27 protein-coding genes are annotated in these 22,274 nt (G+C 45.9%); 9 read left to right on the top strand and 18 right to left on the bottom strand.

The features are described 5' to 3' along the window. Positions 1 to 14: 14 nt before the first annotated feature. Positions 15 to 1,235, top strand: coding sequence for a dipicolinic acid transporter SpoVV (spoVV, locus tag DRW41_RS02550; protein WP_115450385.1), 1,221 nt, complete (start codon positions 15 to 17; stop codon positions 1,233 to 1,235). Between the two features lie 72 nt (positions 1,236 to 1,307). On the opposite strand, the gene coaD is transcribed toward spoVV, so the two are convergent. Beyond that, complete coding sequence (gene coaD / locus DRW41_RS02545) at positions 1,308 to 1,790, bottom strand: pantetheine-phosphate adenylyltransferase (RefSeq protein ID WP_115450384.1); 483 nt, start codon at positions 1,788 to 1,790, stop codon at positions 1,308 to 1,310. Then, positions 1,783 to 2,364, bottom strand: coding sequence for a 16S rRNA (guanine(966)-N(2))-methyltransferase RsmD (gene rsmD, locus DRW41_RS02540; RefSeq protein ID WP_115450383.1), 582 nt, complete (start codon positions 2,362 to 2,364; stop codon positions 1,783 to 1,785). The genes coaD and rsmD overlap by 8 nt, the downstream gene beginning before the upstream one ends. A gap of 366 nt (positions 2,365 to 2,730) precedes the next feature. Between rsmD and DRW41_RS02535 the strand changes: the two genes are divergently transcribed. Next, positions 2,731 to 3,120, top strand: a complete 390-nt coding sequence (locus DRW41_RS02535; RefSeq protein WP_115450382.1) for a DUF7147 family protein — start codon at positions 2,731 to 2,733, stop codon at positions 3,118 to 3,120. A 310-nt stretch (positions 3,121 to 3,430) separates the two neighbouring features. Here the strand turns inward: DRW41_RS02535 and DRW41_RS02530 are convergent, their stop codons facing one another. Further along, positions 3,431 to 3,706 (bottom strand): YlbG family protein, encoded by a 276-nt coding sequence (locus tag DRW41_RS02530; protein WP_115450381.1) that lies wholly within the window; start codon positions 3,704 to 3,706, stop codon positions 3,431 to 3,433. A 140-nt stretch (positions 3,707 to 3,846) separates the two neighbouring features. Between DRW41_RS02530 and DRW41_RS02525 the strand changes: the two genes are divergently transcribed. After that, on the top strand, positions 3,847 to 4,176 hold the full coding sequence (locus DRW41_RS02525) for a hypothetical protein (RefSeq protein WP_115450380.1): 330 nt from the start codon (positions 3,847 to 3,849) through the stop codon (positions 4,174 to 4,176). Between the two features lie 106 nt (positions 4,177 to 4,282). Here DRW41_RS02525 and DRW41_RS02520 read toward each other — a convergent pair whose 3' ends face one another. The 3 genes from DRW41_RS02520 to DRW41_RS02510 form a co-directional block, all read right to left on the bottom strand. Continuing rightward, on the bottom strand, positions 4,283 to 4,729 hold the full coding sequence (locus DRW41_RS02520; protein WP_115450379.1) for a YlbF/YmcA family competence regulator: 447 nt from the start codon (positions 4,727 to 4,729) through the stop codon (positions 4,283 to 4,285). A 98-nt stretch (positions 4,730 to 4,827) separates the two neighbouring features. After that, the gene (locus tag DRW41_RS02515) at positions 4,828 to 5,076 is read right to left on the bottom strand and encodes a YlbE-like family protein (protein WP_115450378.1); all 249 of its coding nucleotides are present in this window, start codon (positions 5,074 to 5,076) and stop codon (positions 4,828 to 4,830) included. Between the two features lie 14 nt (positions 5,077 to 5,090). Then, positions 5,091 to 5,498, bottom strand: a complete 408-nt coding sequence (locus tag DRW41_RS02510; protein ID WP_115450377.1) for a YlbD family protein — start codon at positions 5,496 to 5,498, stop codon at positions 5,091 to 5,093. Between the two features lie 135 nt (positions 5,499 to 5,633). On the opposite strand from DRW41_RS02510, the gene DRW41_RS02505 reads away from it, so the two are divergent. Both DRW41_RS02505 and DRW41_RS02500 read left to right on the top strand, forming a co-directional pair. Continuing rightward, positions 5,634 to 6,134 (top strand): PaaI family thioesterase, encoded by a 501-nt coding sequence (locus tag DRW41_RS02505; RefSeq protein ID WP_181884386.1) that lies wholly within the window; start codon positions 5,634 to 5,636, stop codon positions 6,132 to 6,134. Positions 6,135 to 6,141: 7 nt separating this feature from the next. Further along, entirely contained in the window at positions 6,142 to 6,504 is a 363-nt protein-coding gene (locus DRW41_RS02500; protein WP_115450376.1) for a hypothetical protein, read from the top strand. 32 nt (positions 6,505 to 6,536) lie between these two features. On the opposite strand, the gene DRW41_RS02495 is transcribed toward DRW41_RS02500, so the two are convergent. Continuing rightward, positions 6,537 to 7,628: a CAP domain-containing protein gene (locus tag DRW41_RS02495; protein WP_439330847.1), complete on the bottom strand. Its 1,092-nt coding sequence runs from the start codon at positions 7,626 to 7,628 to the stop codon at positions 6,537 to 6,539. A 172-nt stretch (positions 7,629 to 7,800) separates the two neighbouring features. Next, positions 7,801 to 8,235 (bottom strand): CBS domain-containing protein, encoded by a 435-nt coding sequence (locus DRW41_RS02490; protein ID WP_115450374.1) that lies wholly within the window; start codon positions 8,233 to 8,235, stop codon positions 7,801 to 7,803. Between the two features lie 204 nt (positions 8,236 to 8,439). On the opposite strand from DRW41_RS02490, the gene DRW41_RS02485 reads away from it, so the two are divergent. Together DRW41_RS02485 and ytvI are read left to right on the top strand one after the other, a co-directional pair. Continuing rightward, positions 8,440 to 8,799 (top strand): YugN family protein, encoded by a 360-nt coding sequence (locus tag DRW41_RS02485; protein ID WP_115450373.1) that lies wholly within the window; start codon positions 8,440 to 8,442, stop codon positions 8,797 to 8,799. Positions 8,800 to 8,978: 179 nt separating this feature from the next. Further along, positions 8,979 to 10,037, top strand: a complete 1,059-nt coding sequence (ytvI, locus tag DRW41_RS02480) for a sporulation integral membrane protein YtvI (protein ID WP_115450372.1) — start codon at positions 8,979 to 8,981, stop codon at positions 10,035 to 10,037. A 52-nt stretch (positions 10,038 to 10,089) separates the two neighbouring features. On the opposite strand, the gene DRW41_RS02475 is transcribed toward ytvI, so the two are convergent. From DRW41_RS02475 to cyoE, 7 genes are all read right to left on the bottom strand, one after another. Next, positions 10,090 to 10,557 carry a DUF420 domain-containing protein gene (locus DRW41_RS02475; RefSeq protein WP_115450371.1) on the bottom strand — a complete coding sequence of 156 codons (468 nt, stop codon included), beginning with the start codon at positions 10,555 to 10,557 and terminating at the stop codon, positions 10,090 to 10,092. 118 nt (positions 10,558 to 10,675) lie between these two features. Continuing rightward, positions 10,676 to 11,569 carry a cytochrome c oxidase assembly factor CtaG gene (gene ctaG, locus DRW41_RS02470; protein WP_115450370.1) on the bottom strand — a complete coding sequence of 298 codons (894 nt, stop codon included), beginning with the start codon at positions 11,567 to 11,569 and terminating at the stop codon, positions 10,676 to 10,678. A 228-nt stretch (positions 11,570 to 11,797) separates the two neighbouring features. Continuing rightward, complete coding sequence (ctaF, locus tag DRW41_RS02465) at positions 11,798 to 12,133, bottom strand: cytochrome c oxidase subunit IVB (RefSeq protein WP_115450369.1); 336 nt, start codon at positions 12,131 to 12,133, stop codon at positions 11,798 to 11,800. Positions 12,134 to 12,137: 4 nt separating this feature from the next. After that, on the bottom strand, positions 12,138 to 12,767 hold the full coding sequence (locus DRW41_RS02460) for a cytochrome (ubi)quinol oxidase subunit III (RefSeq protein WP_115450368.1): 630 nt from the start codon (positions 12,765 to 12,767) through the stop codon (positions 12,138 to 12,140). After that, positions 12,767 to 14,638, bottom strand: a complete 1,872-nt coding sequence (gene ctaD / locus DRW41_RS02455; RefSeq protein ID WP_115450367.1) for a cytochrome c oxidase subunit I — start codon at positions 14,636 to 14,638, stop codon at positions 12,767 to 12,769. Before ctaD ends, DRW41_RS02460 begins: the two co-directional genes overlap by 1 nt. 29 nt (positions 14,639 to 14,667) lie before the next feature. Continuing rightward, positions 14,668 to 15,741: a cytochrome c oxidase subunit II gene (gene coxB, locus DRW41_RS02450; protein WP_115450366.1), complete on the bottom strand. Its 1,074-nt coding sequence runs from the start codon at positions 15,739 to 15,741 to the stop codon at positions 14,668 to 14,670. Positions 15,742 to 15,828: 87 nt separating this feature from the next. Beyond that, on the bottom strand, positions 15,829 to 16,761 hold the full coding sequence (cyoE, locus tag DRW41_RS02445) for a heme o synthase (protein WP_115450365.1): 933 nt from the start codon (positions 16,759 to 16,761) through the stop codon (positions 15,829 to 15,831). A 662-nt stretch (positions 16,762 to 17,423) separates the two neighbouring features. Between cyoE and DRW41_RS02440 the strand changes: the two genes are divergently transcribed. Further along, positions 17,424 to 18,326 carry a COX15/CtaA family protein gene (locus DRW41_RS02440; RefSeq protein WP_115450364.1) on the top strand — a complete coding sequence of 301 codons (903 nt, stop codon included), beginning with the start codon at positions 17,424 to 17,426 and terminating at the stop codon, positions 18,324 to 18,326. 80 nt (positions 18,327 to 18,406) lie between these two features. Here the strand turns inward: DRW41_RS02440 and DRW41_RS02435 are convergent, their stop codons facing one another. Then, positions 18,407 to 19,606 carry an FtsW/RodA/SpoVE family cell cycle protein gene (locus DRW41_RS02435; RefSeq protein ID WP_115450363.1) on the bottom strand — a complete coding sequence of 400 codons (1,200 nt, stop codon included), beginning with the start codon at positions 19,604 to 19,606 and terminating at the stop codon, positions 18,407 to 18,409. Positions 19,607 to 19,761: 155 nt separating this feature from the next. Continuing rightward, positions 19,762 to 20,043 carry an Fpa/YlaN family protein gene (locus DRW41_RS02430; protein WP_115450362.1) on the bottom strand — a complete coding sequence of 94 codons (282 nt, stop codon included), beginning with the start codon at positions 20,041 to 20,043 and terminating at the stop codon, positions 19,762 to 19,764. 177 nt (positions 20,044 to 20,220) lie between these two features. On the opposite strand from DRW41_RS02430, the gene DRW41_RS02425 reads away from it, so the two are divergent. Beyond that, a complete protein-coding gene (locus DRW41_RS02425) occupies positions 20,221 to 20,715 on the top strand; it encodes a peptidyl-prolyl cis-trans isomerase (protein WP_115450361.1) in 495 nt (164 codons plus the stop codon). 71 nt (positions 20,716 to 20,786) lie between these two features. Here DRW41_RS02425 and DRW41_RS02420 read toward each other — a convergent pair whose 3' ends face one another. Beyond that, positions 20,787 to 22,115 carry a PhoH family protein gene (locus DRW41_RS02420; protein ID WP_115450360.1) on the bottom strand — a complete coding sequence of 443 codons (1,329 nt, stop codon included), beginning with the start codon at positions 22,113 to 22,115 and terminating at the stop codon, positions 20,787 to 20,789. Between the last annotated feature and the right edge of the window lie 159 nt (positions 22,116 to 22,274).

Raw genomic sequence — 22,274 nt, 5'->3', positions numbered from 1 at the left:
GAAGGAGGCAAGCCATGTTCCGTTCCAAAATAAAAACAATTTTCCTAGCAGCTTCTGTAACCCTCATGGCGGCGTCTTTAATCGCTTTTCCACAGGAATCGTTTCAGGCGTCGGTTAGGGGTTTGAATATGTGGTGGAAAATTGTTTTCCCTTCCTTGCTTCCTTTTTTTATCATTTCGGAAATGCTGATTGGATTTGGGGTTGTTAAATTCATAGGAGTTCTCCTGGAACCGTTCATGAGGCCGCTTTTTAAAGTGCCTGGCGTGGGCGGTTTCGTATGGGCGATGGGGATGGCCTCCGGCTACCCTGCAGGTGCGAAATTGACCGCCCGGCTTAGGCAGGAAGGCAGCCTTACCAGGTTGGAAGCGGAAAGGCTTGTGTCATTTACCAATTCTTCGAATCCCCTTTTTATTTTCGGGGCTGTTTCAGTTGGATTTTTCGGTAACCCAAAATTGGGGGTAATCCTTGCCATTTCCCATTACCTCGGCAATATTGCCGTGGGCCTTCTCATGAGATTTTATGGGTACGATGAACGAATGACAAGGAGCAGCCGCCACAAAAAGTTTAAAATAAGGGAGGCCCTCGCCGCCCTTCATAGGACACGTATAAAAGATAACAGGCCGATAGGCAAGCTGCTTGGCGACGCGGTTACTTCTTCAATCCAGACACTTCTTATGATTGGTGGATTTATTATCCTGTTTTCAGTAGTAAACAAACTTCTATTCCATCTTCAAGTTACAGCTTTCCTGGCACAAGGCGTGGATTTTCTCCTTTCTTCACTGGCTTTTCCTAAAGTACTGAGCATTCCCTTTATTTCCGGCCTGTTTGAGATCACACTCGGCAGCCAGCTCACCAGCCAGGTCCACGAGGCGACATTGCGACAGCAGGCAATGGTTACAAGTTTTATCCTCGCATTCAGCGGTTTTAGCGTCCAGGCCCAGGTAGCAAGCATCCTTGCGCAAACGGATATCCGGTTTAAACCCTTTTTCATCGCAAGAATTATGCATGGCTGTTTCGCCAGCACATTTTCTTTTTTATTGTGGGAACCGTTCTATTCCAAGGTAGGAGGTTCCGTGGCTCGACTGGGTGCTGTCCCGGTCATGCTCCAGGAACAGTCACAGCTTATTTCCCATTCCTTTTTCCAACTTGCCTTGGCAGGCCCGTTGATCACCATTTTCGCACTGGCCGTCTACATAGCCATTTTATTCAAAAGGCTTAAACGGGGAAGCCCATAATGGTAGTTTTACAACGGCCACGAAAACAAATAAAAGCCGGAGGCTCAGTAGCCCGGCTTTTTCATATTTTTATCAATCATCAAATTTTTTTCGTAATGCACCCTCGACCGCAGGTGGAACGAGCTCGGAAATTTTTCCGCCGTACTTCGCGACCTCTTTCACAATACTCGAGCTCAAGAAGGAATATTGATTGTTTGTCATAATGAAAAAGGTTTCAATATTCTCATTCAGGACCCTGTTCATTGATGTGATTTGCATTTCATATTCAAAATCGGAAACAGCGCGCAGCCCCCGGATGATGGCCCCGGCATTGACACTTTTGGCATAATCGACAAGGAGGCCCTGGAACGAGTCGACCTTTACATTCTTTAAATCTTTCGTAACCTCGCCAATCAGTGAAATTCTTTCATCCACGGAAAACAGCGGGTTCTTTGATGAATTGTTCAGAACGACCACGTAAACCTCATCAAAAACCCTCGCGCCTCTCCGGATGATATCGAGATGCCCATATGTGATTGGGTCAAAACTGCCCGGGCAGACTGCAATGCTAGCCATTGTCATTACCCTCCTGGATTGGATCTGGATAAGCATAAATTGAAATAGCGATAATCCCGTAAACTTCACTTTTTATCTTTGTAAAGCCGCCGGCATTCTCCGGCATCTGTACATCTTTGCTGTGTTCACACAAAATGGTGCCCCCGCTATTCAGCCTTTTCTCCGTGAAGATCCTTTCAAGAAGGGAAACAAGCTGCTGTTTTTTATAGGGAGGGTCGAGGAATATGTAGTCAAAAGCCATGTCCCGCTTCCTTAAGGCCTTTAAAGCCCTTTCCGCATCGTTCCGGTATACCTCCGTGCGGTTATCGAAGGAACAGGCTTTAATATTTTCTTTAATCGTCAAAATTGCTTTCGGGTCCCGGTCAACAAAAATGACTGTATCAAGCCCTCTGCTAAGCGCTTCAATTCCCAGGCCTCCACTTCCCGCGAACAAGTCCAGGCCCGCGCCTCCATCAAAATAGGGGCCGATCATATTGAAAATGGCTTCCTTTACTTTATCGGTGGTTGGCCTTGTGCTTACGCCTGGTACGGCTTTGAGCGGGCGGCCCTTGCAGCTTCCTGAAACGACTCTCATCAACAATCACCGCTAATCTGAAAATACTTTTTTCATAATCCTAACACAATTGGCCCTGACAGCCAAATCTAATTTTTCCGGTTTGTATTTCTATTTTAGAAAAATTTCCGGAAAAACGGGAGTATATCCTAGCCTTCAGTGGAAATACTGGTAGTAACAACATCATTTCGAGGATGTTGTTGCCAACCGCGGAGAAAACTTACGTTTCCCCATAAGTTTTCCTCCGGTTTCTCCTCTCCCTTTGCCTTCTGTCCCCAGTGGGATATAGAAGGACCCCGCAGGATTCCTGCGGGGTTTTTTTCTTTTTTCAAAAAGGGCGATGTGGTAATGTAGGGAAGCAGAATAATTGAAAAGGGGCGAAATTCGTTGATTCAGCGTTTCATTGAACTTGGCGGGGGGTACGGGGATTTGTACGAACTGATTGAAATCGCGGAAACAAATTCGCATCGAATCAGGCATTTCCTCGCCCTGAATACTGTTATCGGCAATAAAGAAGTTACTTCACTCGCAATCATACTGAACCCGGCGGGAGAAGGGAAATTCCAGCCAATTTATATTTGCCGGGAAGGAGTGCCAAATCCGCGTACAATGCCCAGCAAGCGGTTCTCCCTATTTCAGGAAGCCGCGGACAGGCATGGAAAGGATATATGCGAATTGGCCATCAAGCCCTCTTCGCTATTTGCCGAGCCTGAATTGTATTACCAGCAGCTGATTGGGATTCTCCGCTTGAACCATTTCCTGCCTCCACTGTCGTAGGGGGTGGAAGAACTAAATGCGCAAGCGCCATTGGGCAGGCTCGACCAGAAATTTATAATTTCCTGGACGAACAAAAAGTGAGGGATGTTCTCCCTCACTTATCCCACTCTTAAGGGACAGTAAGCCCTAAGGGCAACTGTCCCTAAAGGTCCAATTGGTGAGCTACAGTGAAACTTGCCGCTGTGGGCTTCAGCGGCTTAGTTGAACCAATCGGGTTCGTACTGCCGCTTTTATCCGCCTAAGCGGACAATTTAGCGGCAGTAGAACGGGGCTAACCATCAGCGAAAAAACCGCTGATGGAAGGTTCACTTTAAATACCCATTTTGTAATCATATTCTTTTGCTTTATCAGGTGACGAATTTTCATATTCCACTTTTACAAAAGGTTTATAAGATGGCTCAACCTTTTTAACAAAGGAGTATGACTGCAGTTTCTCCATGACTGTTTCTATTTCACTCTGATTGCAGTAAATGACAGCATATTTAAGCTTTTTGGAAATATAGTGGACGTTTCCAAACCTTCTCAGCATTTTGGCCTGCTTCAACGTATAAAGCCAAACCACCAAACCTTGCCTTTGCCCAAACATAAAATTTTCCCCTTCATTGTCGGTGTTTCTTATAAGTCTAGCATATTAAAACGGGGTAAGGCAATTACGCTTTCGGCAAGATAGATAAAACTCCCGAATATAATAGAAGGAATCTGGAACTTTTGAGAGGAGCTCTGGAAATGGACCTCGATATAATTTGGGATATCTTTATGGTTAAAGCATCGGAAATCCGTGGTGTGGCTAATATTGAAATGAGAAAAATCGCCGGGATTCCGTTCCTGTTCATTACTGTTGATAAAAACGGAACTCTCGATGCGATTGAAGCAGGGATTCGAGTGTGTTCGGCGGAAGCGATGAAAGGGAAAAGGCTAAGCAGCGAGACCGTGTTTGTGAGGCGTGGCGGGAATTACTACGTCTTTCGCCACCGATTTTTTGTTCCGCAGCGAAAAATGTTTTGCTGCGGGAATTTGTGTGTTGACTGTGTCCGATTCCAACATGACAGATTTTAAAACTATTCACGGGGCTTTCCTTGTGGAGAGGAAATCAACAAATAAAATAGTGACAAAACAAAAAAGGCCTGCGGATGCGGGCCTCTTCTATTGTGTTTCACAATCCTTACGCAGAGCATCCGCAGCTCCCACCGGAACCGCAGCCGCCTCCACAGCTTGATCCCGTATCGAAAAACGGATTCCCGGTCGGGACTTTAATATGTTTTGAAACGGATGCACCGACCATGACGCTGATCTCGTCAAGCAGGGACTGCAGGTCGGTTTCCGCACGTTTGAACTCCGCTACCCTGTCATCAAGATCCATATCCCGTTTTGCTTCCCTGACTTGAATCATGATTGACTTGTAATCCGGATGGTATTTGCCGAAACGCTGTACCTCCTCATACTGGTCCTTCAATTTGACGAATCGGGAAATCTTCCTTTGAGATTCCCTGCTTGTACGTAATTTATATAGACAACGCCGATACTGCTCGGCAACATCGGATTCGATAACCATCCTGCCCAGCTGCTCGGCATATTCGAGCAATTCAATTCTCTCAGTAGTCGCTAGCAACTTCGCCCACCTCCACTGCCATTTTACCACGTAGACAGTAAAAAGGTGAAATCTTTCTGAAAAAACCTAGTATTCCTTAAAAGAACCAAGAGGGTTTCTTAGCCTCCCTGGTTCGAGCTTTTCATGCTTTGGAGCATTTGGAACATCATTGAAGCCATCTGGACACCGTTTGAAAACTTTGCCACCCTGTGCGGGATTGTTTTTTCGAAGAAATATAAAGAAGCTGTTTCGAATGCCTCAAGGTCATTTGGGTTCCTCGATAACTTCCGATACCAGACCGGCTGCTCCCGGAGGAATTGTTTCAAATCCTTCCGTCCGCTGATATATTCCATCACTTCCGCTCTCATCGTATTACCTCCTCTCAATCCTTGCGGTAAGGAAAGGGCTGAGGCGGAACCATTTCCCGATGCTGTGCCTGAGGCGGCGGGCTGCTTTGAAACTGGCCAATCAAGCCTTGAATAGCCCCAAGTGCCTGGCTAAGATTGTAAAGGTGCCCCTGCAGCTGGGCAGCGTCCATCTTTTTTGCCATATTCAATAAATTCTTCATCAAGTCGGATTTGCCTCCCGCTTCTTTTGCTTCTGCAGGGACGGTTTTCCCTGTTTCAGATTGGCCATTCCAGCGCGGATCATCTTCTCCCAGCAGGTACCACTCCTCATACAGCTGCTGCCATGTAGCTTTTCCTTCCCGCACTTCCTTTACAATATGAGGATTGTTCGAAACAAATTCCTTAAACCTGCCCACAGAAGGATGCAGCTTATCCTCTGCCATTGGCGCATCCCCTCCCTTTTTTGCATGCCTATAATACGATATGTAGGCGAATGTGAATGGGTGAAAGGCCAATTCTAAAAACTATAAAAACAGCATTCAAAATGGTACTATTTAGGGAGAAAAGGAGAGAACGACTTGAAAAAAAAATTGGAACAGCTTTTGAAGGATTATATGGACAAAGCGGACGAAACCGGACTTAAGGCAATGGCCCACGTCCTCAAGGGAATGAATAACAAGCTGGAGGGAAAATCCACCACCTATATCGGAGGAATTCTCCAATATAAAAAAAACCCAGATGATTCGATTTGGGAAATGACGATACCCATCAATCCTGTTCTGTACAATTCATTGGGAATCGTCCATGGCGGCATTACAGCCACTTTGGCCGATTCGGCAATGGGGACCCTTGCAAACATGCTCGCCCCGGAAGGCTATGGGGCGGTTACATCCCAATTGAATATCCATTACCTGGCTCCCGGTATTGGCGATACTCTTCGCTGCCGCGCGGAAATCGCCCATCAGGGAAAAAATACGATGGTTGTAAGCGCGGAGATTTTTCGGGCAGATGGCAAAAAAGCCGCGCAGGCGACAGGAAGCTTCTTTATTGTAGAAAAGAAGGTAAGCAGCGGAGAGTGATTCATATATGGTTACCGCCATCCTTATTCCAATTATCTGTTTCTACTTCCTATGGCTCACCTTGAAGGAGGCCAAGGAGAACGAGAAAAAATGGCTCCAAACTGCAACAGCGGAAGAGGAAGCTATCGTTTTTGGAGAAGTGCTATCAGTCATTGAGGAAAAGCAGCGCTTCTATTACCACCGATATATTTTTGTCCAGGAATTGGCTGTCAGGACAGAAGGAAGGCAAGTAAAGGCCAAAATCATCACCCCTTTAACGAAAGGCGTGGCAATTAAGGGCTATCATGCGGGCCAAACCGTCCGGATTTACGGCTGCTGGGAAAAAAACTGGTTCCATGCGAACAGGGTTGAGATCGTTGAAAAAAGCTGAAAAGGAGGGTGGCATAGGCCACCCTCCTTTCATTATTCAAGCCACTTCTGGATGAAATTCTGTGTATAATACTTGCGGTAAACACCAACTCCAAGATGTGTAAAATCCTTATTCAGGAGTGCCTCACGATGGCCCTTGCTGTTCAGCCAACCCTCTACGACGGCGGGTGCATCACCATAATTCGCTGCAATATTTTCGCCGGCCGATTGGTAGACCACCCTTGCCTTTTTAAGTCGGTCGGATAAATCCCCGTACTTTTCCGATTCATGGGAAAACGTATTCGTCTCAAACATATCAAGGCTATGTCCATAAGCCGCCTCAGCGGTTTTTTCATCCCACTTTACTGTTTCGAGTCCGTGGCGGACCCGAAGCACATTTGTCAAATCAAAAATTTGCTTTTCCGCCCCCATCTCCACTTCCTGCCATTCTTCCTCTCCAAGTTCCCTGGCTTCGATAAGGGTTCCCCTGTAAGCCACTTCATAGGGCCTCATCTTGATAAGTGTTTCGGCATCAATGAAGCGGACGCTGGACAGGATTCCTGTAAATTTATCGATATAAAGCTGAGCATAGATATCCCCAAGCTGTATGAGGGGCATCGTATTAACATCTGTATCGTTCAACTCAAGCCGATACGCATTCCCTTCATAATCAATCGTTATATTCGTCTGGATGGCAAAGGTGGTGAAGATTTCTTCCAGCGGTTTTCCGATTTTAAAAGGTTCGACGTTTACGTCCCGACCGATTGCATAAATGGTGACCGCCTTATTATCCAGGATTCCTACCTGTACATATTTATCAAGAAACAAGTTATAGATATACCAATCATAATCATAACTGGACTTGTCGATCCTTTGTGGCTTTCCGAGTACTTTCTCCACCTCGGCGACATTTTTTCCAATCAGGACGGACAATCCTTCTTCGGGCCGCTCGGGAATCTCGTATCCTGCTGTCCCCCTTTGTTTAGGGTGTGCTGGCTGCTCAGGGGCGGGAACCGGTTCTTCCCTAATAAGTGAATCTTTATAGTCTGAATCGTTTTGGCTAACATAAAATCCAATTGTCAGAAAGACAGTCGATAGTATAAGTATCCGTAAAAGCGCCTTCAGGACCGTCCCCCCTTCCCAGATTGTCTACAATACTATATGTATAGGCAAAAATAATTATATCATCAGCGGCGGCAAAGGTAATAGCCGACTATATAATTATAACAAATTCTTAACAAATTCGCGCAAGGCTATCAATATGTAGCCACTGGTCTTCCACGATCAAAGGAAAAAGGCGCCTGATGGCGCCTTTTTCCTAATGCTGGACCCCGTTATAGTTTGTTTCGGATATTTCTGACAAGGCCCCTTTTGCTTGATCGTCGGTCATTTCCCTTACGGCGAAATCACCTAGTGACACGATTCCCAGCAACTTGTCTCCATCAACTACTGGCAGCCGGCGGATTTGATGTCTGGCCATCATCCTCGCAGCCTCATTTGTGGTGGCATCCCGAGAAATAGTATGAAGTTTCTCAGTCATGATATCCTCCACCCTTGTTGAACCAGGATGCTTTTCAGCAGTCCCCCTGACAACAATATCCCTGTCGGTAATAATTCCGACTAGTTTCCCGTCATCCACGACTGGAATCGCTCCCACATTCAGCTCCTTCATTTTAACAGCAACTTCATACATGTTGTCGAGTATTGAGCAAGTTTCCACATTTTCTGTCATGATATCGCCGACTTTTTCCATCACTTAATCCTCCCGTTAATGAATGATTGGTTGATTCAATGCCCCGCGCCTTTATCTTTTACCCAAGTCTGCCCCATTATTCCATTAAGGATGGTTCTTCCATGTGAATTCATTGCATATTGCGGGCATTTACACTATTATAAAAATGAACTTAATTGCCAGATAATATAGTTGCGGGCATGTTTTTAAAGGGGGATAACTAAAATGAAGTTTGAAAATACCGGTATTGAAAACCTGAAAGCGGAATTGGGAAGGCTTGATGAAGTAATGCTCAGCCATGGCCTCGTCCGTGAAGGACAGTGGGATTATGAACGAGTTACTTTTGATAAAAAGTTTGAATTAAAGGACGGAACTTTCTATTTAAGGGTTCGGGGATATGCGGTTGAAGGCGATGTCGACTCCGGGAGAGCCATCATCCAGCTACTTACCCCGCTTCTTGGCAAGCATTATTACCCGCACGGGGTTGAATACGGAGAAGGTGAGAACTTCCCCGCTTCCCTCGTGAACCAGTGCAAGAATTTGCTAGATGGGTTAAAGGAAGAGATTTCAGCATTCGCGGAGTAAATTGCAGCATCATTTTTGCGGGCAAAAGTTAATACTTCAAGTGTTAAGGCGCATCGGTATATGCGCCTTTTTTATTGCCAATATATCTTTTTTAAAAAATCCAGGATTGTTCGATTTCCATCTTTAAAGCTATAATGAAAAGAACAGGCATTCATATAACATAAGGTAGGTATAAACCATTGACTGCTTATTTTTCAAAAAAGAGAATTGCTTGGCTCGTCGGCATTGCTGCTGCTGCCATTGCACTATATTTCATTCTGCCGGTCTCCATTCCGCTGATTATGGCGCTCATTACTGCCATCCTGCTTGAACCTGCTGTCCGCCTCGCGGGTGTTAAGCTTAAACTGAAACGCAATCAATCTGTTCTTGCAGTGTTTTCGCTTTTCGTCCTTATCGCCGCTTCGGTCGGTTACTATGTGGCGACAAAAGCAATAACAGAAGCCATTATTGCTGTCAACCATATGCCAGTATTCGTCAATAAGCTGTCTGCCTTTTGGTTTGAGGCCAAGCAAGCGATTGCCCGAGCCGCGAAGGACTTGCCTGATGCAATCGTCATTCAGCTTACAGGGCAGCTTGATAAATTTATCGACACCATCAAAAATGTCCTCTTAGCCTATGTAAATATCGGGAACATCAGGGCTCTGCTGACAAACGTCCCTAATCTCCTGATATCGTTCCTTGTTTACCTGGTCGCGTTGTTCCTGTTTATGATTGACATTCCAAGGCTGAGGCTTGGCCTCCACAAGCATTTATCCGAGCGGACCGCGGAAAAAGTCAATCTTATGTTTTCGAGGCTATCCTATATTATTCTCGGCTTTTTGAAAGCCCAGCTGCTGGTCAGTATACTAATATTCGCGATTTCCTTGCTCGGGCTTTATTTGATTGTCCCGGAGGCGGCTGTTTTTGCCGCTTTCATTATTTGGCTTTTCGATTTTATTCCAATAATCGGATCCATTATCGTGCTTGGTCCATGGGCAATTTTTGCTGCATTAATGGGAAACACACTGCTAGCAATCGAGCTGTCAGCTCTCGCCGCCGTACTGATTACAACACGGCATTACCTTGAGCCGAAAATGCTCGGCTCCCATTTCCGCCTTTCCCCATTGCTGACTTTGGCCGCGATGTACCTGGGATTCAAAATTTTAGGCCTGACAGGGATTGTGCTTGGCCCAATCCTCGTTGTGGCAATAAGTTCAGCCAGGGAAGCGGGCATTTTGAAATTTAATTACAAAATATAAATAGGAAACAGGCAGCCGATTGGCTGCCTGTCCTTATTTTAACATATCCAGTTTATGAGCCCAAGATAGCCTTAATGACCGAAGTAGTTTCCCCGCCCTTGTAAAAGACATAGAGCAGCAAGTATACTGTTACTCCGGTTACGGCTGTGCCAAACCAGATGATGCTGGTTGCTGGCCCGAGTTTCCTGTGTATGCCAAGTTTATCTTTAAGGCCTGTGTATATGTTTACAAGTCCCATAATGCCGCCCAGCGTTGCCAGCGTAATATGGAAAATCAGGAAAACCGTATAAAAAATTTTAAGGTTGTCCGGCCCGCCGAAAGAGGTGTTTCCAATGAAAATCGTCCGCGATGCGTAAATGATGAAAAAGGTTAAGGCTGCTGCCCCAGCGAACAACATGGTCCGTTTATGGGCCTCTACCTTCCTTTTTGCAATCTGGTACCATCCGACGGCGACAAGGATGGCACTAATGACAATAAAAGAGGTACTGATGGTAGGCAAAATCGGTAAAGTATGATCCATGGTTAAATCCTCACAATCATTTATTCTATAATAATTTTAGACGAGTTGTTTCCAATTTTCAAACCCGTTGACCGTCTTTCCGCTCCCATGCAAACGAAAAGCCCCCTACTAGGGGACTTTACTCAGCTACGATCGGTTCGGGCTCGGGATCAATCCCTGTTTGCTCCTTCCGGTACCACTCAAAAAATACTTTTCCTAAGAATACAGCATAAACAACTTCCTGGATTATTTTCATAACGACACCGCCTAGCCTCTGGTCTTCGAGAAGGCTCATTGAACTGAACATTTCCGGCCCGCTCAAATCAAGCCCGGCAAGCAGTGTTGGTGAGACACAAAGTTCCATCGACTTTGCCCAGAGCACGGGATCGGAAAATGTGGCGTATAGCGGACTATTCGAAAAGATTATCAGCGCGCAGGCAGGCGTGATTAATATCCCGTCGGCAAAGATGTAACCGACTTTTTTCAGCCCGCTTAACGACTGATGGTCCGGCAAAACGGCGACAATCGGCCACCACATTATGATTGCCAGGAAGAACAGCATACCTGTATAACCCGCATGCAGGAGCATGGATTGCTTCACCGTATCAAAAACCAATGGGATATGGTAAATGGAAAACAAACCGTTAAATAGAACCAACGCAATCAATGGCTTCGTCATAAATGAGAAGATTGTGCTGACAACTGGCACCCCCAGCACCGCCCTCCAAAGCCATGGCGGAATTCCCATTACCAATAGAGGCGGTACGATCAGGTACAAGGATGCCATTTGGATCATGTGCGCCCATAAAGTTATGTGCCCCATCAAGTCAAGGGGAGACCCTTTAATGGCATAAATCAAAATCATTGCGGTGACAAAGTAGGATGCCTGTTTGGCTGTTAATGGTTCACTTTCCGTGAAACGCCCCCTAAAGTTTACAGTGAGTAGAAAATAGGCCACGGTCAAAACCACAATTGATAGTAAAAAGTACGGGCTCCATAGTGCTTGAAATCCAAAAATGTCTAGTGTAAGCACCGCATCATCACCTCTTAAAAGTTTGTTCCACTTAAATTATAGCCAATGGAATATCGGATAGCAAAGGAAGCAATTCCCTTAGTATGTCGGTCCATAAAAAGAAAATCGGCCTCAAGCCGATTTTCCAGTCTAAAATTAGGATTTATCATTTTGCCCTGCCACTGCGCTAAACGGGCGTTTGCGCTTTTCTTTGTCTAGCTACAGCGCAGGGCGCTTGCGCTTTTCTTTTTACCACCAAATGATTGTCATGAAGGCCAGGATTGTAATGAGGCCGATCAAGAGGCCTGTATACAGGAACAAAGCAGGCGCTTCATGTCCTTTATGGCTCATATGCATGAAATAATACAGCTGGAAAACTACTTGCACCGCGGCAAGAAGCAAAATCAGGGGAATAGTAAACCAGCTGGAGAAACTCCCCATTCCTACAGCAGCAAAAGCAATGAACGTTAAAAACAGCATCATTGAGAAGGAGATGATCTGATAACGCATCTCCTCTTTGCTTTTACGCTTCCTGTAGGCAAGGTCGATTCTTGGGTTCCCTGAGTTCAAATTTTGATTCGCCATCAGTTTATCCCACCATTCCCATTAAATAAACTACTGTAAAGATGAATACCCATACAACGTCGATGAAGTGCCAGTACAGACTCGCTAGGTAAAACTTAGGCGCGTTGTAAAGGCTAAGCCCTCGCTTCGCGTTGCGGATCATTAATGTAGTTATCCATACAAGGCCGAAAACAACGTGTGCACCGTGGAATCCAACGAGTGAATAGAACGCGGATCCAAAAGCGGAACTTGTAAATGTATGTCCGTATTCATGGACATAGTGGTTGAATTCATAGATTTCAAGGCCAAGGAAGCCAAGGCCAAGGGCAACTGTCACGCCGAGCCAAAGCATCATCTTGTTGAAAGCAAAGTTTTTCATATGATACATCGCATACACGCTTGTGAGCGAGCTTGTCAACAGGAGCATGGTCGCGACAAAAGTCAGCGGAAGATCGAAAATTTCCGCCGCCAGATGATGGGTATCATCTGGCACCTTGTCTTTCAAGGCAAGATAGGTCGCAAACAGGGAAGCGAACAGAACCGTTTCGCCGCCAAGGAAAAGCCAAAAACCCAAAAACTTATTTTTACCTTCAAGCGTTGCTTTTTCAGGGAGGGCAGGCCAAGTTTCAAACGTCAATTTTTCTTCAGTTTGCATTATGCCTCAACCCCCTTGTCATTTTTATCGATCAGGTCTTCCTTATGGATATGGAATCCATGGTCGTCCTTGACGGAACGGAAAATCATTGCGCCAAAGGAAATCAGAAGCCCGATAATCAATACAGGAAGCGCCCACGCATACCCGTCCGGGCGGTAAAGAGCGCCGAAAGCGGCAACGAAGAACCCGAACGACATGACAACCGGCACAAAGGATGAATTCGGCATATGAATGTCGCCAAGCGGTTCGGCCGGCATCATGCCTTTTTTGCCTTCCATTTTTTCCAGCCATAATGCATCTAGGCCGCGGACAAGCGGAAGCTGCTTAAAGTTATAGAATGGAGCCGGAGAAGAAATTGACCATTCGAGGGTCCTTCCGTCCTCCCAAGGATCATTTCCAATGCGCTCATTCCTGACTTGTGTGGCAACTATGTTATAAAGCATTACGATAACCCCAGCCGCCATAAAGAACGCCCCTATCGAACTTACCAAGTTCCCCGTTTCAAGCCCCTGGTTCGGCAGGAACGTAAAGATCCGGCGCGGCATTCCCATCAGTCCAAGGAAGTGCTGGATAAAGAATGTTAAATGGAAACCGATAAAGAATAGCCAGAATGTAATTTTACCCATTGTTTCGTTGAGCATTGTCCCAAACATCTTCGGCCACCATAGATGCGTCCCGGCAATAAGGGCAAACACAACGCCGCCGACGATTACATAGTGGAAGTGGGCTACAACGAAATAAGTATCATGGTACTGGTAATCCTGGGCTGCTGACGCCAGCATGATGCCGGTGACGCCCCCCATAACGAACGAAGGAATGAATGCGACAGCCCAGTACATAGGCGTCGTAAACTTAATGCTTCCTCCCCACATCGTAAACAGCCAGTTGAAAATTTTGATTCCTGTCGGTACAGCGATAGCCATTGTAGCAACAGCGAAAATAGCGTTTGCGACCGGACCAAGTCCAGTTGTAAACATATGGTGGGCCCAAACCATGAACCCGAGGAAACCAATCAGAACGGTTGCGAATACCATTGACGAATAACCAAATAGGCGCTTTCTCGAGAAAATACTGAAGATTTCCGAGAAAATACCGAATGCCGGAAGAACCAGGATGTAAACTTCAGGGTGCCCGAAGATCCAGAATAAATGCTCCCATATAACAGTATTTCCGCCATTTGCAACATCAAAGAAGTTAGCGCCGAACATCCGGTCAAACATCATCAATGTCAAACCTACTGTAAGCGGTGGGAAAGCGAACAGAATAAGAGCGGAAGCTACAAATGTAGACCAGGTAAACAGCGGCATCCTCATGTAGGTCATTCCTGGGGCGCGCATGTTAATAATAGTTACAAGGAAGTTAATTCCCGCCATCAGCGTACCAAAACCGGAAATTTGCAATCCCAGCACATAGAAGTCAATCCCGTGTCCCTTACTGTGTGTCGCCAGTGATGCGTAAGAAGTCCAGCCCGCATCCGGTGCGTTGTCGAGAAACCAGGATAGGTTGAGGAAAAGACCTCCAAAAAAGAACAGCCAGAAGCCAAGTGCGTTCACGAATGGAAACGCGACGTCACGCGCTCCAATCTGCAGAGGCACCACGGCGTTCATAAAAGCAAATAGCAACGGCATCGCCGCGAGGAAAATCATCGTCGTTCCGTGCATTGTGATAATTTCGTTAAATGCTCCCGCCGATACAAAGTTATTGTCGGGGCGAATTAGCTGGATGCGGATGAACATCGCTTCCAAACCGCCGACGAGAAAGAAAAATCCGCCTGCGATTAAGTAAAGGATTGCAATTTTTTTATGGTCGACAGTCGTTAAATAATCCCATAAAACTGCGCCGAATCCCCTTTTTTGAGCGTAGGTACTCACAGTTTTACCTCCCTTTCAACAATCCCAGGTTAATCCTGGACTTTCAATCCCATCAAATAAGCAGCAAGCTGGTCGAGCTGTTCGGGCTCAAGTTCTCCATAAGCACCGGACATCAGGTTTCCTGGCTTATATTTTTCAGGGTCTTTAATCCAGTTCTTCAAGTTTTCTTCATCATGTTCCAAAATGCCCGCGACACGTGTACGGTCGCCAAAATTGGTCAGGTTCGGGCCTTTCCTTGCGGCTTCAGGAGTCGTATTGGCAGGTGTTACTGCGTGGCAGCCGATACAGCTTTTATTGAAGATTTCCTGCCCTGCCTGCGCGTCGGCGGTTTCCGCCTTGACCGGCTCCTTGACGTCTTGCATGGAAGCAACCCACTTGTCAAACTCAGCACGTGGGAGCGCCTTCACCTTGAAATCCATAAACGCGTGGGATGGGCCGCATAGCTCGGCGCACTTACCATAGAAAAGGTCGCCCGCTTCTTCCGCTTTCTTGCTGTCAAATACGAGCCACATCTTGTTTAACGTATCGGTATTCGTATCCATCTTTCCACCGGCGGCCGGAATCCAGAAAGAATGTTTAACATCGGATCCCTTAAGGTTGAAATATACTTTTTCATCCGTTGGGACAACCAGTTCCTGGCTTGTCACAATTTTTTGATCCGGGTATTCGAATTCCCACCAGTAAAGGCTGGCACGGACATTGACAACAAGCGCGTCCCTTGTGCCATCCTTGTTTTTCTTATCCATTGGCTTTACGTCAGCGAGATGAAACGTCTCGGCGACAGTTGGTACAGCTAGGATCAACAGCAAAACAATAGGTATGACTGTCCAGATAATTTCCATTGTGTGGTTTCCTTCGACCTGTTTAGGAATTTCCCCGTCATGTTTGCGACGGAATTTAAACAGGACTATAAGGAAGATAATTGTTACTACCAGGATAACCACAACCATAATCCCGGTGCTTAGCTTCATTAGCCAATATTGCCTTTCAGCAACTTCGCCAGCGGGCCTCAGTGCTGATAGATAAGGTTCTCCACAGCCGGAGAGAATGAGCGCCACGGCCGATAACAACGGGAACAAGCGCCATTTTGCAAGCCTTTTCATAGCTTAATCTAACCCCTCTTTCAATTAAAGTCTTAATGTGTGGGCGGATCCGCCTTCCTGCTGGGCAGGAAGCCCCTATGGGGAAAACTAGATGACTGAGAAAATGACCATAGCCACAAACATAATCGTCATGTACTGAAGCGAATAGACAAACATCAGTTTCGCCCATTTAATATCATCTTTGATTTTATATCCATAAATCCCCAATGCCAGCCAGCCTAAGTTCAGCAGGGTAGCCAGAATCAGGAATGGGATCCCGAGTGAACCGAGGAAAAAAGGGATTGGGAGCAATAGCGCCACCCAAATCACGATATGGTGCTTTGTTACCTGAAAGCCTTTCACAACTGGAAGCATAGGAATGCCAGCTGCCCTATATTCTTCCACACGCCTCATCGCAAGAGCGTAAAAGTGCGGGGGCTGCCATGCGAACATTAAAGCGAATAGCGCCCAGGCCATTGGCCCGAGGCCAGGATCCACCGCGGCCCACCCGATAAGCGGAGGGACGGCACCAGAGATGCTTCCAACGATTGTATTGGATACATAAAGCCGTTTAGACCACATTGTATAGAGGACAACATAGCTGAAAACGCCAATGATGCCAATCACTGCCGCTGTTGTGGTAGTCAGGAATAAAAACATGGTTCCAATAAGGATTAGAGCGAGCCCAAGTCCAAGGGCAATGACAGGCTGAACCTTGCCGTTTACGGTTGGCCGTCCCTTCGTCCGTTCCATATACGGGTCAATATCCCGGTCATAATAATTATTTATGCTGCAGGAACCAGCAATAATAAGCGCTGACCCGGCAAGCGTGAAAAATACGATATCCAGGTTGTCGAGGAAACGCATGCCTGAAAAATGAAGGGCAAGCCAGAGCCCCGTAAATGCAGTGATTAAATTCGAATTGACAATGCCAATTTTTATTAGAGCAAAAAAGTCTTTCCAGGCCGTTGATTTTTCCAGGCCAATTGTTCCAATTCCATCGTTTACCGATGCTTCGCTGTACGCCTTTGGATTGGACATCCTAATTCCTCCCTGTCTGCCCAGTGGACCGGAATCGCCGGAAATGACAATTCCTCCATAGGGGTAGTCGGTGATGTATCTCTCTGTATAGGGTTGTTCTATTTTACACTATCAGAATAATGTTAATTATATAAGAAAAAGGTAATTGCTTTCTCTGTATATTAAATCACACTTCATCCCTTTTTTGTGAACTTTTTTCGAATTTAATTCAACAAATTTATGACAACATCTCTTTGTACCTGAACGATTTTTAGTTTCCGCATCAGGTTAAATCAGTTACAATGGAAAGGACGGCGTTTGCTCCTTTTTTTACCGGAAAAATGAATATAGGTGCCGCACTCCCTAATAGTTGCGAGAAGATACTATATTTAGGCAATATTTTTATATTCCACTATAATAATGGGTTAAATCAAAATTATTGAAAGAAAATTCCCGCATTAATTGAATTGGATATGAGGCGGCCAATAGTTAGGCCATGTCATATCCGTTCATGGATTGTCAATTTATTGAGGCCTCATAGTCGAGGCTTTGAAACATGCATGTCCCTGGTCTTTTCTCCTTTACTTGGCTATTATGTATGGGGACCTTTCCCTCAACTCCCATTTATTATACTGACAACTAGTTTTTATGACAAATTATTGAACTTTAAGAAGGTGAATCTTTTGCGGCGCTCGTTAAAGTGGTTTGCAGTTGCTACAACAATTGGAATGGTATTTATATTACTCGGAGGCGCACTCGTTACAAAAACGGATTCAGGAATGGGCTGCGGAAGATCATGGCCGTTATGCAACGGAGAATTTTTGCCTGGCGATGTTACCCCTGAATTAATCATTGAACTTGCCCATCGCCTCGTTTCAGGAACAGTAGGCTTGATGGTATTGGGCCTTTCTGTTTGGGCATGGCGTGCCATCGGCCATATCAGGGAAACCAAATTCCTGGCAATCCTTTCTTTCGCGTTTCTCATGCTTCAAGCTTTGATTGGAGCGGCAGCGGTTGTTTGGGGACAATCCGATTTTGTCCTTGCGCTTCATTTCGGTATTTCTTTAATCTCGTTCGCATCCGTATTCCTTTTGACGCTGCTTATTTTTGAAGTGGATAAGAAATTTGATGCGGAAAATCTCGTAATTGATAAGAGAATGAGGTTCCATATTATCTGGGTGACCATCTATAGCTATGCCGTCATTTATACTGGCGCCCTTGTCAGGCACATGAACGCCAGCCTCGTATGCCCTGAATGGCCTTTGTGCAACAACAGCGGCTTTAGCCTGCCAGACAATATTTATGAATGGGTGCAAATGGGCCACCGGGCGGCGGCTGGGATCATTTTTATTTGGGTGGCGTATATCGCTTGGCTAGCGGCGCGGAATTACAGGAACCAGAAAGTGATTTATTGGGGTTGGATCATTTCCCTTATCCTTGTGAGCCTCCAGGTAATCGCCGGCGCGCTGGTTATATTTACAAGATTGAATCTTTACATCGCACTTGCCCATGCGTTTTTCATCACCTGCCTTTTCGGGATGTTCAGCTACTTTATCCTGCTTGTTTACCGGAGCAAACGCCAATAAAAAAAGGATGCCACCACGCGTTGGAGGCATCCTTTTTAGTTTGCTTATTACAGAGGGCGATAATTTATTAGGTCCGGCGGCTACCTTCTGGCCCTGATTGGTTCACTCATGGCGGGAGCAGGAGGGTTTTGGGCCTGCTTTGCCTTGAATTTCCTTTCGTAATTGGCAAACATCGAAACATTTACAAGAATTCCCGACGCAATCGCCAACTGGATGATGGATGAGCCTCCATAACTGACGAACGGGAGTGGAACCCCTGTCAGCGGAATCATACCGGAAACGCCCGCAAGGTTAATGGCCGACTGGATTCCAATCATACTTGAAATTCCCAGTGCAAGGAGGCTGCCAAACGGGTCTTTGCATTTCATCCCGATATAGATTCCTTTCAGGACAATGAATCCGATGCAAAAAAGGACAAATGCTACTCCAACAATCCCGAGCTCCTCCGCGACGACGGCGATTATGAAATCTGTATGGGATTCAGGCAAATAGCCAAGCTTCTGGACCCCTTTTCCCAATCCAAGGCCTGTTATCCCCCCTGATCCGATTGACAGAAGGGAATTGGATAAGTGGAAACCTTCATCCAGTTCATCCTTGAACGGATCCTCGAGTACGGTAACCCTCTGGAGCCTCTCTTCGGAAAATATCTTATCGTGAAGGGCCAGGGAAAAGACGATAAGGGCGAGCGCCCCAATGCCAATCAACTTAAAGATGTTTTTCCAATTCATCCCTGAGGACAGGATAATCGCCATTGCAATCAGGATGATGATTCCTGCAGTACCATAATCCGGCTGAATCATAATAAGAGCGCAGACGAACACAAGGTAAAGGAGCGGAGGGACAACGCCTTTATTGAATTCATTTATATAACTTTGTTTTTTCGCGTAAACTGCCGAGAGGTAAATGATGACCGCGAGCTTCGCGAACTCGGATGGCTGGATGCTTACTCCTCCAACTTGGTACCAGCTTTGGGCGTTGCCTGCAACCTTGCCGAAAATGAGTATCCCGCCCAGGCCCAAAAGGGACATCATAACCATTGGGGCGAGCAGCCTAGTGCTTCTCATGATTTTGTACGGAAAGAAGGCAAAAAACGAAAAAATAACCGCTGCCCCGATCAAAAACAATTTTTGCTTTTGAAAAAAATGGTCCGGGGCGACACCATACCTTTGCACCGCAAATGCCATGCTTGCGCTATATACCATGACCAAGCCGAAGATTGATAAAACAGCAATGACCGCTATCAATGAATAATCATATGATTTAAGGATTTTTTTCAGCATCGCATTTCCCCGATTCCATAATGAATGTATCTATTATAAATGAAAATTGGAAGTTTTAGTTGAATAAATTGCTATTTTCATCATTTGAAATGAAATTGAAATACGAGGCGGAAACAATAATAAAACCCAAACATGGCTCTGTTTGGGTTTGGGGATTATTTTTTCATGGAGGCTTCATGGAGGGCGGAAAGCTCCCTCTCCAGTTTTTCAAGGATGGCTTTGCCGTCCTTTTCATCTATCAGCCCAAGCCTGGAGGCAAAATCTATTTCCCTGGATAAGCCGAACATTTGCGTGTCCAAGACCTCTTCATATAGAGGGCATTGGGGCATCGTCAAGTTATCCATTTGCACCTTGATTAATTTCAATATTTTATCAGCGTCAGCCTGTAATAGGGCATATGCTTTTTCCTGATGATTAATGATCATTTCGGACGCCAACATCGATCCCCCCGTTTCCGAGCGATTACTCCACTATCTTTAAATTTTACAGGTCATGGCCGAAAATTGCAAGAACTATTAAGGAGCAAGCCCTTTTATTCCTCCCGGGCCGCATTAATGACTTTAAAAGGTAAACGGAGTATACTCATATTGCAGTATGGAATTGGAGGAATGGCAATGGATGGGATTATAAAGTTGACCGGAAAGGTAAGATTTCCGATAACGATTGACCCCGGCGTCTGGATTTTCGACGAGCGCCGAGTAGACCTCGATACTTTTTTTGAACAGGCACGGGATACCGGCGGAGAACTTGAAGCTTATACAAAGTCGGTTTCGAAGCAGTGGGACAAGGAATTCACCGAAGGGGCGCAGCTTCCGGAAGAGCCGGGAAAGAAAAAATTTGAAAAACAGAAGGTTCTTGAAGGCACCTTCGGGATGCCAATCGGCCCTTTCCTGAAAAACGCCGAGCCTGAAGGGGACGCCACCACATTTTCCGTCATTGCGGACGGCAAGGAGTATACCTTTCCCCTTTCAGAGGCATATAGCTTGGTCGCCGCATTTTCCAATAAAGGCAAACCGCTCCGCGAGGATGGCCCTATCCACCTTTACCTAGAAGATGGGTCAAATAGGGACAACCCGATCAGGAATGTGACAGAATTTATTATCAAGTAAATGTGCCTGATTCCGATTCCGAGGGGGCAATACCAAGTAACGAAAAACAGCCCGAGGGCTGTTTTTTATTTTTATAACAGGTCCGCGGCAAGCCTCGCGAGCCCTGACCTCTCCCCCTTCAGAAGCTTGACATGGCCGGCGATCGCCTGGTCCTTGAATTTTTCGACGACATATGTGAGGCCGTTATTATAAGCATCCAGATAAGGATGGTCAATTTGTTCTGGATCGCCCATCAAGACTATCTTGCTCCCCTCCCCTACCCTCGTAAGGATGGTCTTCACTTCATGCTTTGTCAGGTTTTGGGCCTCATCGATAATAATGTATTGGTCGGGCAGGCTCCTTCCCCTAATATAAGTCAGCCCTTCCACCTCGATTGAACCAAGACCTGCCAAAATCGCATCAAGCTCCCCCGGTTTTTTTGTATTAAACAAAAACTCCAAATTATCGAAGATTGGCTGCATCCACGGCCTCAGCTTTTCCTGTTTTTCTCCCGGCAAGAAGCCAAGGTCTTTTCCGACTGGCACAATCGGCCTGGCTACAAGCAGCTTTTTGTATTGCTTCAGGTCTTCGATCTGCATCAGACCCGCGGCTAGCGCGAGCAGTGTTTTACCAGTCCCCGCCTTCCCGGATAAAGTGACAAGCTGGACGTCCTTCCTCAGCAGCAATTCAATCGCCATTGTCTGCTGGACATTCCTCGCATGGATTCCCCATACATGTTCCTGTTTCACAGCAAGCTTCCTTGCTTTTTTCCCCGAGCTGTCAATTAGGCCCAGGGCAGAGGACGAACTGCCAAGTGCATCTTTCATAATCAGGAACTGATTTGGATAAAAAGGATGGTTCGCCAATTCCGAAACAGGCAATTCCCCTTTTGCGTAAAATTTATTTAGTGTTTCGACTGGCAAATGGATTTCAAGAAAACCATCATACAAGTGGTCTGCCTCAACCACCCTATCCTGGAGGAAGTCCTCGGCATTGAGGCCGATCGCATCAGCTTTCACCCTGACAAGGGCATCTTTGCTGACCAAAATAACATTTTTTCCGTTTTCCTTCGCCTGCTCCTCCAAAAACAAATTCTTCGCTACGGCAAGGATTCTGTTGTCATTTGTTTTTTCCGTGAAAATTTCCTGAAGTTCATGGAAAGAGCGATGATTAATTTCGATTCTTAAATTCCCCCCATTTTCCAGATTGATTCTTTCATGAAGCTTTCCATGGGCCCTGAACCCGTCAATCAGCCTGGAAACCTGGCGCGCATTCCGGCCTATTTCGTCCATATAACGCTTCTTGGAATCGACTTCCTCCAAAACGACCGCAGGTATGACAATATCATTGTCCTCAAACGAAAAAATTGAATAGGGGTCCTGCAGCAAAACATTGGTGTCCAATACATAGATTTTATTCAATTGAATGCCTCCCGCTTATATGGCCTCTCTCAACTTTTGGTAAAATATATGATTTTGCGAATAAAGATAGACGATATTCCGGACAATAATCGTGTTACCCCCTTTGCCAACCGTGTAAGTTTATATATAGGTCCTGGAAGTGGGCTACAGTGATACTCG

This window comes from Neobacillus piezotolerans (assembly GCF_003362805.1).
Taxonomy (GTDB): domain Bacteria; phylum Bacillota; class Bacilli; order Bacillales; family Cytobacillaceae; genus Bacillus_D; species Bacillus_D piezotolerans.
The sequence above is the reverse complement of the archived record's forward strand: the minus strand, read 5'-3'. Positions and strand labels throughout refer to the sequence as shown.